This window comes from Devosia sp. 63-57 (assembly GCF_001899045.1).
In the GTDB taxonomy this organism is placed as follows: Bacteria; Pseudomonadota; Alphaproteobacteria; order Rhizobiales; family Devosiaceae; genus Devosia; species Devosia equisanguinis.
Genome location: NZ_MKUY01000005.1, coordinates 1,961,461 through 1,973,722, shown reverse-complemented (window position 1 = coordinate 1,973,722; position 12,262 = coordinate 1,961,461). Strand labels below are relative to the sequence as shown.

At 63.0% G+C, this 12,262-nt stretch carries 12 protein-coding genes; 6 read left to right on the top strand and 6 right to left on the bottom strand.

Translation table 11 applies throughout. From position 1 onward, the window contains the following. Positions 1 to 22: 22 nt before the first annotated feature. The 4 genes from BGO80_RS17685 to BGO80_RS17670 all read right to left on the bottom strand — a co-directional run bounded on the left by BGO80_RS17685 (position 23) and on the right by BGO80_RS17670 (position 4,494). Positions 23 to 1,963 carry a DEAD/DEAH box helicase gene (locus BGO80_RS17685; RefSeq protein ID WP_286722705.1) on the bottom strand — a complete coding sequence of 647 codons (1,941 nt, stop codon included), beginning with the start codon at positions 1,961 to 1,963 and terminating at the stop codon, positions 23 to 25. A 235-nt stretch (positions 1,964 to 2,198) separates the two neighbouring features. Then, entirely contained in the window at positions 2,199 to 2,621 is a 423-nt protein-coding gene (gene ndk, locus BGO80_RS17680) for a nucleoside-diphosphate kinase (RefSeq protein ID WP_126151290.1), read from the bottom strand. Between the two features lie 93 nt (positions 2,622 to 2,714). After that, positions 2,715 to 3,899, bottom strand: a complete 1,185-nt coding sequence (locus BGO80_RS17675; RefSeq protein ID WP_286722702.1) for a GGDEF domain-containing protein — start codon at positions 3,897 to 3,899, stop codon at positions 2,715 to 2,717. 178 nt (positions 3,900 to 4,077) lie between these two features. After that, the gene (locus BGO80_RS17670; protein WP_286722701.1) at positions 4,078 to 4,494 is read right to left on the bottom strand and encodes a hypothetical protein; all 417 of its coding nucleotides are present in this window, start codon (positions 4,492 to 4,494) and stop codon (positions 4,078 to 4,080) included. 194 nt (positions 4,495 to 4,688) lie between these two features. Here BGO80_RS17670 and BGO80_RS17665 point away from each other — a divergent pair, with 194 nt between their 5' ends. From BGO80_RS17665 to BGO80_RS17650, 4 genes are all read left to right on the top strand, one after another. After that, the gene (locus tag BGO80_RS17665; RefSeq protein WP_286722699.1) at positions 4,689 to 6,566 is read left to right on the top strand and encodes an ABC-F family ATP-binding cassette domain-containing protein; all 1,878 of its coding nucleotides are present in this window, start codon (positions 4,689 to 4,691) and stop codon (positions 6,564 to 6,566) included. A gap of 5 nt (positions 6,567 to 6,571) precedes the next feature. Further along, a complete protein-coding gene (locus tag BGO80_RS17660; protein WP_286723078.1) occupies positions 6,572 to 6,994 on the top strand; it encodes a cupin domain-containing protein in 423 nt (140 codons plus the stop codon). A gap of 74 nt (positions 6,995 to 7,068) precedes the next feature. After that, positions 7,069 to 7,932 carry a DUF4344 domain-containing metallopeptidase gene (locus tag BGO80_RS17655; RefSeq protein ID WP_286722697.1) on the top strand — a complete coding sequence of 288 codons (864 nt, stop codon included), beginning with the start codon at positions 7,069 to 7,071 and terminating at the stop codon, positions 7,930 to 7,932. 31 nt (positions 7,933 to 7,963) lie between these two features. Next, positions 7,964 to 8,785: a DUF4344 domain-containing metallopeptidase gene (locus tag BGO80_RS17650; protein ID WP_126151284.1), complete on the top strand. Its 822-nt coding sequence runs from the start codon at positions 7,964 to 7,966 to the stop codon at positions 8,783 to 8,785. A 54-nt stretch (positions 8,786 to 8,839) separates the two neighbouring features. Here BGO80_RS17650 and BGO80_RS17645 read toward each other — a convergent pair whose 3' ends face one another. Together BGO80_RS17645 and BGO80_RS17640 are read right to left on the bottom strand one after the other, a co-directional pair. After that, positions 8,840 to 9,457, bottom strand: a complete 618-nt coding sequence (locus BGO80_RS17645) for a YitT family protein (protein WP_286722694.1) — start codon at positions 9,455 to 9,457, stop codon at positions 8,840 to 8,842. Further along, positions 9,454 to 9,900 (bottom strand): DNA polymerase III subunit chi, encoded by a 447-nt coding sequence (locus BGO80_RS17640; protein WP_286723077.1) that lies wholly within the window; start codon positions 9,898 to 9,900, stop codon positions 9,454 to 9,456. Before BGO80_RS17640 ends, BGO80_RS17645 begins: the two co-directional genes overlap by 4 nt. Before the next feature lie 146 nt (positions 9,901 to 10,046). Here BGO80_RS17640 and BGO80_RS17635 point away from each other — a divergent pair, with 146 nt between their 5' ends. Then, entirely contained in the window at positions 10,047 to 11,114 is a 1,068-nt protein-coding gene (locus BGO80_RS17635; protein WP_286722693.1) for an LptF/LptG family permease, read from the top strand. Then, a complete protein-coding gene (locus BGO80_RS17630; RefSeq protein WP_286722690.1) occupies positions 11,111 to 12,181 on the top strand; it encodes an LptF/LptG family permease in 1,071 nt (356 codons plus the stop codon). Before BGO80_RS17635 ends, BGO80_RS17630 begins: the two co-directional genes overlap by 4 nt. Positions 12,182 to 12,262 lie beyond the last annotated feature (81 nt).

Genomic DNA, 12,262 nt, shown 5'->3' with positions numbered 1-12,262 from the left:
GCAGGGCGTTTGTATGTGTCGATCAGTCGGCGGCGCGGGGCTTTTTGTGGTCTTTGGGCTTGGCGGTCTTTTTCTTGGGCGGGCGGGCCTCGCCTTCGGCCGCTGGCTTGGACCATTGCGGCTTGCCCTTGTCCTTGGAGACCGGCTTGTCCTTGGCGACGAAGGGCTTTTCCGCCCTGGCTGGCTTGGCCTCGCGAACCGGGCGGGGCGTTTCCATAAAGGTGTCGAAGTCGTCGGACTTCGGCTTGGGATAGCGTTCCTTGCGGTCGGCCCTTTCCGGGCGCGGCTTGCTTGGATCGTATTTTTCCGGCGGGCCGGGCGGACGGCGCTTGGACTGTGGGCGTTCCTGACGATCAGGACGCTCGCCGGGCCCGTCGATTGCGGAAATATAGACGCCCTTCTCACCGGTCCCGTTCTTGCCGACCGAGCGGAGGAAAGAGTCCACCTTGTCGGCCGCGACCTCAAAATGGGTTTCGGTGTCGAAGATGCGGATGGAACCGACCGCAGATTTGGTGACCCCACCGGCCTTGCAGATCATCGGCAGCAACCAGCGCGGTTCGGCGCGCTGCTTGCGGCCAATAGACACCTTGAACCAGGAGCCGCCGACAAAGGCATCGCGCGAGCGCGGCGTGCGATCACCGGTGTCTTCGGCGATGGCCGTGACCTCTTCGGGCACCGGGCGCGCCGCAAGCTGCATGCGCAGATAGGCGGCTGCCAAAGCCTCGGCCGGCCACTTTTCGATCAGGCTGGCGACGCTGGGCTGCTCGTCATCGGTGACCGGCTCGGTCAGGAGCGGGCTGGCGAGGATGGATTCGCGATAGCGCGCGTCAATGGCCTCGGCCGAGGGCGGGACAATCAATTCGGCTTCGATCTTAGCGGTACGCAGGATCGAAAGCGCGACGCGCTTGCGGTGGGCCGGGGCGATGACGACGCAGGTGCCCTTGCGCCCTGCCCGGCCGGTGCGGCCCGAACGATGCAGCAGGGTCTCGGCATTCATCGGCAGGTCAGCGTGGATGACGAGATCGAGATTGGGCAGGTCGATGCCGCGCGCGGCCACGTCGGTGGCGACGCAGATGCGTGCGCGGCCATCGCGCATGGATTGCAGGGCGCTGGTGCGCTCGGCCTGGCTCAGTTCGCCGGAGAGGGTCACGACCTCGAAGCCGCGATTGTGCAGGCGCGCCGAGAGATGCTTCACCGCTTCGCGGGTGGAGGCGAAGACGATGGTATTGGTGCTGTCGTACCAGAGCAAAGTGTTGATGACCGCATTCTCACGTTCGGCGGCCGGCACGGACATGAGCTTGTACTCGATGTCGGCATGCTGCTCGCCGGAGCTTGCGGCGGTAATGCGCAGGGCATTTTTCTGGAAGGTCTTGGCCAGTTCGGCAATCTGCTTGGGCACGGTGGCGGAGAAAAGCAGGGTGCGGCGATCTTCCGGTGCGGCGGCGAGGATGAATTCGAGATCTTCGCGGAAGCCGAGATCAAGCATTTCGTCGGCTTCGTCGAGCACGACAGCCCGCAGGGCCGACATGTCGAGTGCGCCCCGTGTAATGTGATCGCGCAGGCGGCCGGGGGTGCCGACCACGATATGGGCACCGCGTTCAAGGGCGCGGCGCTCGGTGCGCTGATCCATGCCGCCAACGCCCTGGGCGGTCTGGGCCCCGGTTTCGGCATAGAGCCAGGTCAGCTCGCGCTGCACCTGCATGGCCAGTTCGCGCGTCGGGGCAATGACCAGCGCCAGCGGCGCACCGGGCGGCGGCAGGATGCGGTCGTCGCCAAGCAGCGTGGGGGCGATGGCCATGCCGAAGGCGACGGTCTTGCCCGAGCCGGTCTGGGCGGAGACCAGCAGGTCGCGGCCGGCCGTGTTGTCTTCGATGACGGCCGACTGGACCGGGGTCAGGGTTTCATAGCCCTTGGCCTGGAGGGCACGGGCGATCGGGGGGGAAATGGTTTCAGGCAGTGACAATGTTGTTCTTTCGGAGCGGGATACACCATGGGTGCCGTGCCCCGGCGCAATGCGGGAAGCTCCGACAATAATGGGGTGTTCCATCAATGGGGTCCTGGCCATCATGGCGGCGGACCGGTCAACGTTCGGTACTATAGCACGAACAAGCAAAAAGGCCGCCCGGCGGGCGGCCCGATCTCAGGATAGGCCCCGGCCGGTGCCGGGGTGACAACCAAGTTTGTTTCTTTGCCGGATATTAGCCGACGAGTTCGTCATCGCTGAAGAAGAACTTGATTTCTTCAGCGGCGGTTTCGGGAGCATCCGAACCGTGCACGGAGTTTTCGCCGACGGACAGAGCGAATTCCTTGCGGATGGTACCTTCGGCCGCGTTGGCCGGGTTGGTGGCGCCCATGATTTCGCGGTTCTTGAGGATGGCGCCTTCGCCTTCCAGGACCTGGACCACGACCGGCGAAGCAATCATCTGCTCAACGAGTTCACCGAAGAAGGGGCGTTCCTTGTGGACCGCGTAAAAGCCTTCGGCCTGGGCGCGGGTCATGTGGATCTTCTTGAGGGCGATCGGAGTCAGGCCAGCTTCCTCGAACTTGGTGAGGATCTTGCCGATCAGGTTGCGGCGGACGGCATCGGGCTTGATGATGGAGAAGGTGCGTTCGATTGCCATGGCGGTCAGTCCTAGTTCTTGCTTGGGAAAGGTGGGGCCTTTTAGCGGTCACTTGTGTCGGACGCAAGACGGGGCGCGCAGACTGTGCCCCGGTCACTGCACCAGGCGCAACGTGGCCCGGCCGGACTGGAGCGACCCATCCAAGGGTTCGAAGACGCAGCGGTCGCGTCCGCTCGCCTTGGCGGCATAAAGGGCCCGATCTGCGCGGGCCAGGGCCTGCGACAGGTCCTCCCCGGGCGCCACAGGGGTAAAGCCGATGCTGACGGCGACACTGTCGACTTTCCGCAGGGAAAGCTGTCGCACGGCCATGCGCAGGCTTTCGCAGGCCAGTCGCGCCAGACTTTCCTCCTGCCAGGGCGTCAACAGCACGAATTCCTCGCCGCCGATCCTGGCAATCGTGGCATTGGCCGGCCGGTTGCCCTCAAGGCACTCAGCCACGCTGCGCAGGACTTCATCGCCGATGGCATGGCCGAAGGCATCGTTGATCGCCTTGAAATGATCGATGTCGAGAATGGCGATGGTGGCACTCAGCCCACTGCGTTGAGCGGTCAATTTCTGGAAGGCCGCATGCAGGCCGCGTCGGTTCAACAGGCCGGTCAGAGGGTCTGACATAGCGTCGTTGCGGTCCCGCAGGACCACCATTTGCAGCGCATTCACCAGCACCAGCAACCCCGCACCGATTAGCAGAACACCAGAGCTGGCCTGAGAGATGAGCGCATAGGTGGTTTTGGAATAGTCGAGAGCGGAGGCGCCGGAGCCGAAATAGACGGCAGCCGGAGGCTTGAGGAGGAAATGCACGCCGATGACGGCAAAAAGCGAAGCGGCTGCGGTGTCGAGGCCAGTCTTGCGACCATGGCGGAGTATGGTCGCAGCGCATAAGAAGGCGGCCGCTGCGTAGGGCAGCTGATAGAGCAGCTCGTACCAGAACTCATTGCGCTGTCCGCCCCAGATCAGGACGCGTAGGGCAATGCCGGAGGCGATGATGCCGAAGGCCCATCCCCAATAAGGCTGGCGGCTATAAAGCAGCGACAGTGCCGGGGCCATCAGCACAAGGCCGATCAGCATGCCCCCATAGCTGACGATCATGAACGGCGCGGGCCAAGGGGAAAGGGGCAAGAGCAGTTCTGCCAGCGGCGTCAGCAGGCCGAATGCATAGCTCAGTGCGATCCAACGAATATTGGCAAAGCCGGGATTGAGCTGGGCGATGGTAAGGAAGCTGGCGACGAACATCCCGGCCACGAAAATGTTGACCAGGATGGGAAGGGTCGCGGCGAACATGTGACAAATCTCGCGGGTGCCGGGCCGCCGGGACAGGTGACGCCGGTGCGGCCGATCCAGGGCCGCATCGCCTCCGTTTCTGCCACAGCATGCTTAAGGTTGTGTAATGACGGTGATCGCAAGAAGGCCTGGCCCCGCAGATTTGAACGGAGCAGGCTTTTGGGTGCTGCGGAATGGCTTAGTCGTGATCGACATCGGTGGTGCCGCTGGCGATGGTCTTGCCGTCAGGCGCGTTGAGCGTCACGTCAACCTTGGAGACGATGTGTTCGGCCTGGATGGTCTGTTCGACTTCGATCTCCACCACCTGCATGGTGCAGACTTCAGCGGTCGAGATGGTCGGGAAGGTCACCGACAGCGTGCCATCGACCAGTTCACCGACTTCGGCAGGTCCGACCTGCTCGCAGGCGCCGCCATCATACTCGAATTCGATGGTAATCTGATTGGGGTTGATGCGGGTTGCATCGAGGTCCTTGAGGCGGAGCGTCTGCTCGGCGGAGGGGACAGCGGGCGCGTCCTTGGTCTTATCTTCGGCCAATGCAGGCATGGTCAGCACGGTGGCGACAAGGGCAAGAGCGGCGAAGCGGTTGGAAAGCATGAGAATTTCTCCGGACAATGGGGTCGACACCCAAACGCGGAAAGCGTGGAGATGGATGCGCCCAAAAGCGTCCTCGGCGTGACGCGCGGTTGCCTTATCTGCAGCGAGCCCCTAAGTCGTGCGGCAAGAGTTTCATGCGTCCCCTGCCCCATCCGGCGCGCGCGGGGTCGACGCCAGCGGATTGAGCCACTGCCATGCTGACCATCAATAATCTCACCTATCGCATTCAGGGTCGCGTGCTGCTTGAAGACGCCAATCTTGTGTTGCCCGACAATGTCAAAGCCGGCTTCGTCGGCAAGAACGGCACCGGCAAGACCACGCTGTTTCACCTGATCCAGGGTCATATCGGCGCGGATTCGGGTTCGATCGAGGTCAACAAGAAGGCACGCATCGGGGCCGTGGCGCAGGAAGCTCCTGCTGGCGACGAGACGGTGCTCGACGTGGTGCTGTCCGCCGACAAGGAACGCACGGCGCTGATGGTCGAAGCCGAGACCGCTACCGACCCCGACCGGATCGGGGAAATCTATACGCGGCTGGCCGATATCGACGCCCATACCGCCGAGGCGCGGGCCTCGTCCATTCTCAAGGGCCTGGGCTTCGAGCAGGACCGGCAGAACGCGCCGACGCGCGAACTTTCGGGTGGCTGGCGCATGCGCGTCGCCCTGGCGGCGGTACTGTTCAGCCAGCCGGACCTGCTGCTGCTCGACGAGCCGACCAACTATCTCGATCTTGAAGGCACGCTGTGGCTGGAAAAATACCTTGCCACCTACCCTTACACAGTTTTCCTCATCAGCCACGATCGTGACCTGCTGAACAAGGCGGTCAATTCGATCGTGCATCTCGAGCATCGCAAATTGACCTTCTACAAGGGCAATTACGACACGTTCGAGCAGACCCGTCGCATGCAGATGGAGCTCAACAACAAGAGCCGCGAAAAGACGCTGGAGCAGATCGCGCATCTGCAGAAATTCGTCGACCGCTTCAAGGCCAAGGCCACCAAGGCCAAGCAGGCCCAGGCGCGCGTCAAGATGATCGAAAAGCTGAAGCCCCCCGAGGCGATGTTCGACGAGTATGCGGCCCCGTTCCAGTTCCAGCAGCCCAAGGTGGACCTGCCGACGCCGATGATCACGCTCGACAAAGTGTCGACCGGCTATGGCGACAAGGTGATCCTGCGCAATGTCACCCAGCGCATCGACCCGGATGCCCGCATCGCGCTGATCGGCGTCAATGGCAATGGCAAGTCCACCTTCGCCAAGCTGCTGGCCGGCGACATCCCGGTGCTCGATGGTGCGCTCAAGATCAACAAAAAGCTTGAGATCGCTCATTTCGCCCAGCACCAGATGGACAAGCTCAAGCCCGAGCAAACGCCGCTGGAGCATGTCACGGCGCTGATGCCGCTCGACAACGAGGCAAAGCGCCGGAGCCGGCTGGCACAAATGGGGCTGACCACCAGCCGCATGGACACCAAGGCCCAGAACCTGTCGGGTGGCGAGCGGGCGCGGCTATTGATGGGGCTCATCACCTTCGCCGGGCCCTCAATGATGATCCTCGACGAGCCGACCAACCATCTCGACATCGATAGCCGCGATGCGCTGGTCTATGCGCTCAACGAATATCAGGGCGCGGTGCTGATCATCTCCCACGACCGGCACCTGATCGAAGCCACCTGCGACACGCTGTGGATCGCCGAGAACGGGACCATTCGCGAACTGGACGAGGATCTCGACAGCTATCAGCGCAACATCACCTCGTCCAAGGACCGGGACAGCAAGGGCGGCCCATCGGAGGCCCGGGCCGAGCGCAAGCTGACCAAGCAGGAGGCAGCGGCGCGCCGCGCCGAACTGGCCCCGCTCAAGGCCTCGATCAAGGACGCCGAGACCAAGATGTCGCGGCTGGCCAAGGAAATCGAAAAGATCGAGGCGCAGTTGGCCGACCCCAAGGTCTATAACGGCCCGGCGGATCGGCTGATCACGCTGGGCAAGGACAAGGCGCGCTTTGCCACCGATCTGGAGCAGACCGAAGAAAGCTGGCTGGCGCTGAGCGCCGAACTCGAAGAGGCGGAACGGGCATGAGCGAGATGACGGCCAAGGACATCATTGCCACTCTTGGGATGGAACGCCATCCTGAGGGCGGCTGGTTCGTGCAGACTTTCAAGGACGCCGAAAGCGTCGACGGGCGAGCGCGCTCCACCTGCATCTATTATCTGCTGGAAGAGGGCGAGGTGTCACAATGGCACCGGGTCGATGCGGTCGAGGTCTGGCACTGGTATGCCGGGGCGCCGATTGCGCTGTCGATTTCGGGCGGCGTCGGCATTGACGAGCATATTCTGGGTCCCGACCTCGGCAAGGGGGAGCGGCCGCAGGTGTTGGTGCCGCATCTGGGCTGGCAGTCCGCCCGCTCGCTGGGCGCCTGGACGCTGGTGGGCTGTACGGTGGCACCGGGTTTTGAATTCTCGGGCTTCGAGCTGGCTGAGAAGGGCTGGTCACCGAAAGCGGTTTGACCGGGATGCGTCTGACATTGACAGCGCGCGGCACTTGCCGTTTGCTGGGGGCAGTTTCGGCTGGATGGCCCCGAATGCGTCGCGTTATCTTACTTTTGGTTCTGGCGCTTCTGGCTCCCCTTGCTGCCCCGGCGATAGCGCAGGACATGTCGGGGCTGAACAAGCAACAGCGCGCCGACACAGTCCGTTTTGCCCGTAACAACAGCCTTTTCGTGCTCTATCACGAGGTGGCACACCTTCTGGTGCATCAGCTGCAATTGCCAGTTTTGGGCAAGGAAGAAGATGCGGCGGACAATCTCGCCACCTGGGTCTTGCTCAACAAGCGGACCTCGGACACCGACCAGGTGCTGGCCGATGCGGCGCAGGGCTGGATGCTGTCGGGCGTGGCCTATGACAGCGGTGGGGTCGAAAGCGATTATGCCGCCGCGCATAGTCTCGACAAGCAGCGCGCCTACCAGATCGTGTGCCTGATGGTGGGCAGCGACCAGAATGCCTTCCGGCCCATCGCCAACCAATATGCGCTCGACCGCGACCGACAGGACACCTGCGATCTCGACTATAGCCTGATCGACCGCAGCCTGCGCGGCCTGCTCAAGCCGGGCAGCAGCAAATCCGGCGATGGTGCGCAGGTGACGGTGACCTATCACGATGCCGGCGGCAAGCTGAAGCTGGCGGCCGACGCCTTCCGCTCGAGCGGTATCTTCGACCAGGTGGCCGAGGAAATCCGCCAGAGCTACAATATTCCTCGCCCGGTGCGCTTCAATGCGCGGCGCTGTGGCGAGGCCAATGCCTTCTACTACGCCGACACGGTTGAGATCATCTTCTGCTACGAGCTGATGCAGGACTACATGCAGCTCTATGTCGACGAACTGCCCGAACCGGCGGCTCCGGTGACGCGACCGACCGGCGCGGGCAAGGAAAAGTCCGGCGAAATCTAGTTTTGTGGGGACGAGGGCCCCGGGGGACATCATGACGGCACTGCGTGCAGCATTGGCGGCGACGATTTGCGTGTGCGGGTTGGCGGGGGGCGCCTACGCACAGGAGAGCGATGACGAAATTCTGGCACAGGCCATGGACTTCGCCATGCACGACGCTGCCTTTACCATGTATCACGAGATCGGACACATGCTGGTGGGCGAGCTGGGGCTGCCGGTGCTGGGCAAGGAAGAGGATGCGGTGGATACGCTCGCCACCATCTGGCTCCTGACCGACGACAGCGACGAGGACAGCTACAACGCCCTCGTCGACAGCGCCGATGGTTGGTACTTCAACGCGGTCAATTCCACGGGGTCGAGCCTCGAGGATTTTTCCTACTATACCGACCACAGCCTCGACATTCAGCGCGCTTACAACATGGTGTGCCTGATGGTGGGCAAGGACCCTGACGCCTTCGGGGAAACCGCCGACAATTACGAGATGGACACTGACCAGCAGGAAGCCTGTTCTTATACCTACGAGCAGGCGGCCACATCGTGGGAAACCCTGCTGGCGCCTCATGCGGTGGACAAGGACGAAGGCGCGCCGATCGAGGTCATTTACGAGGATGCCGGCGACTATGAGATGTTCGCCGAGGAGCTCAAGGCGCGCGGCATCATGGAGCATGCGGCCGAACTGGTGATGAGCAATTACGTACTCCCCGGCCCCGTCACCTTCCGCGCCGCGCAATGCGGTGAGGCCAATGCCTACTACTCTCCCAGCGACAGCGAAGTGACCTATTGCTACGAATTGGCCGAGGACCTCTACTACCTCTATCTCTACGACATTGTCGGCTGGTCGGACACCGCCGAATAGGCGGGTCTGGACACCGCCGAATAGGCGGGTCTGGACACCGCAGTCACCGCCCGGTCAGCTGAAGCCAACATAGCGGCCGGGCCGGTGATTGAGCGCGATGATGAGGTTGAGGACCAGCGCGCCGAGAATGGAATAGACCACGCGGTCGAGCGGCAGGATGAAGAAGGCGGCCACCAGGATCACTGCATCCACACCGAGCTGAAAGTAGCCGGCGCGAATGCCGAAATTCTCCTGCAGGTAGAGCGCCAGGATATTGATGCCGCCGACGCTGGCCTTGTGGCGGAACAGCGACAGAATGCCGAGGCCCATGAGCCCGCCGCCCACCAGCGCTGCGAACAGCGGCTCGATATGGGAAATCTGTACCCATGCCGGGATCTGGGTCGCCATCCATGAGACCAGCGCGACGCTGACCATGGTCTTGAGTGCAAAGGGCCAGCCCATGCGCAGCACAGCGAGGATGTAAAACGGCAGGTTGATGGCGAAGAAGGCCCAGCCGAAGGGAATGCCGGTGGCATATTGCACCAGCAGCGCCAGGCCGGCCGTGCTGCCGGTGGTAAGCTGGGCGTGGCCATAAAGCGCGATTCCCAAGGCCACCAAAGTGGTACCGATGAGGATGGCGAAAACATCCTCGTGGAATTTGTGGCGGCTGGGCGAAGAGAGGTCGGGGGTCATGCCTTTTTCACCCAACGGCCTTCGGGAGTCTGCTGCCAATAGGTAACCGCATTGCCGTCGCGCAATTGCCGCCAGGCTTCGCGCGCTTCGGCCACGGCGTCTGGGTCGAGGCCAGAAAAGAGGTAAACCAGCCGCTCATAGCCCTCGCCGGATTTCGGCACCGCCCGGTCGACAAAGAAGCGCACGGCGGCGCCATTGGGATTGTCGTTCTCGGTGGTCAGCAAGATCGGCTGATGGGCGTCGGTCTCCTCGCCGGCCAGGCCGTGGGCGAGAAAGCTGTCGTCGCGATAGGTCCAGAGATGCGCGTCGAGCGCTTCGGCCCGTTCGAGTGAGCCCACCTCCACCACGGCACGCCAGCCCCGCTCGAGCGTCTTTTCGAGCAGTTGGGGCACGACGGCCTCAAGCGGACGGGTTTCGAGATGATAGAACAGAATTTCGGCCATGGTCTCACCATATCGGTTCGCCATGATCTCTGCCAGACAATCGCTGCGCTGGCGGCTATGCAGGGAGCGATTGTGTCGCACCACGGATTCGCTCATGGTGCGCACCACCGACCACGCTCGACCATGGACAGAACGACCCGGTTTCGATGAGGAAGCTCACCACCTATCTGGCGCGGCTGTTTGCAACCGATGCCCTCATCCTGACGGGAATCGTCTGCTTCCTGCTCTGGCTGGTCAATTGCCTACGCTCGTTCGAGGTGGTGTCGGTCAAGGGCCAGGGATTTGACACGCTGGCGGTGCAGGCGCTGTTCACCATGCCGCCACTGCTGCTGTCCTTCTTCTACATCTGTATCGGCATCGGCATGGTCCGGGCGCTCTCGGCGCTGCAGACCAGCCATGAAATGCATATCATCCACATCAGCGGCGGCCTGGGCGATCTATGGCGCGCGAGCCTCGTGGTCGGAGGGTTGGCCGTCGCCGCGGTGCTGTTGCTGGCCCATGTGGTCGAACCGCTGGCCAATAAGCGGGTGAACACGCTGGCGGCGGAGATTGCCGCCGATCTCGTGAGTTCGACGCTGAAGCCCGACCGGTTCACGCAGGTGACGCCGGGCGTCGTGCTGTTGATCGGCGGCCGTCGCGCCGGGGGTGAAGTCATCGAGTTTTTTGCCGACGACCGACGCAATCCGGAGACGCGGCGCACCTATGTAGCCGAAAGGGCCCGGGTGTCGAGTGACGGCGCATTCTATGTGATCGAGCTGTATAATGGCGCGCTGCAATATGTGGAGGCCGATGGGCGCTATTCGGAAGTGCGTTTCGCGCGCTATGACATCAGCGTCGATAGCCTGAGCCAGCCTCTTGCGGCCGGCGATCCCTTGTCGGAGACCGACAGCTTCCAGATGGTGCGCCAGGCTATGGAGACCGGGGAATGGACACCCGAAATCACCAAGCGTCTGCTCGATCGTTCGGCCGAGGGACTGCGGGTGATCGCGATATGTCTCCTGGCCCTGGCGCTGGCCGGTTTTCCCTCGGGACGGCGCACGCGGGTGCGGCTGCCGCTGGAAGCCATCGTCATGCTCTGCGGTTTCGCCGAACGCGGACTCAGTGCCTATAGCCCCCTTGGCATGGGCACCGGCGCAGTTATTCTGATCCTCATATCCGGCGTCGTCCTGGCCGTGCGGCTGTGGCCGCGCCCAATTATCGAGGAGCCGGCATGACCCGCATCGACTGGCTCGTTCTCAACCGCCTCGCCACTCGCATCGGGGCCACCGTTTTCATTTTCTACGGGCTGATCGCGCTGGTGGAGTCGCTTGACACCTGGCGCTTCAACTATGTGGCGCAGGAAAAGGGTATCGGCCTCGCCATCCTGATGGTGGCGATGAGCGCGGTGCGCTGGACCATCAAGACCCTGCCAGTGACGGTGCTGCTCGGCGCCATTATCGGCTTCGTCGACCTCAAGGCCCGCCACGAACTGACTGTCATCAAGGCCAGCGGCATTTCGCTGTGGCGCACCGTAAGGGCGCCGACCCTGGCGCTAATGGTGATCAGTTTCGTCATCGCGCTGGGCGCCGAGACGATCAGCACGAGGGTCAATCGCGAGCTCTCCCCGACCCCGCCCGGCCAGGCGGTGCTGCTGACGCCGGCAGACGAAATCTGGCTGGAGCAGGAAGGCGACGGCGCCCATTACGTGATGCTGGCGCGCAGCATGTCGGCCGGCGGCGCGGTGCTGGGCGAGGTGACGGTGTTCCAGCTGGGCGCTAGCGACATTCCGAGGCTCGAGGCCAGCGAAGCGCGGCTCGAAACCGGACAATGGGTGTTTCCCGTCGCCATCGCCCGCTCCCCCGACCAGCCGGCGCGCACCGTGCTGAATTTCGCCCTTCCCACCCGCTCGACACCCAGCGAAATCAATCTCAAGCTGGCCTCCACCGAGGACACGACCTTTTTCGAGCTGGTCGACATGTTGCAGCGCGGGGTGGCCGATCCCTCGATCCGCGCGGCCAGCACGATGCGGCTGGTCAAGCTGATGGCGCTGCCGTTGGTGCTTACCGGCTCGCTGTTCATCGCCTTTGCCTTCACCGCCGGGTACCGTCGCAATGCCCAACTGGGGCCGTCGGTGCTCTATGGCATGGTGCTGGGCTTCATCGTTTTCGTGATCACCGAAATGGCCGACCGCGCCGGATCCACCGGCGTGCTTGACCCGGTTTTCGCTGCAGTCGCGCCAGCGCTGATCGCCATTTTCGTGGGAATAACCATCATGCTCTACAAAGAGGACGGATGGACCTGACCAAGTCGTGAGGGTCCGGATTTTGGCCGTATTCATCCAGCAATTGACAGCGCAGACCAGACGCCTCATTGAAGGCGGGTT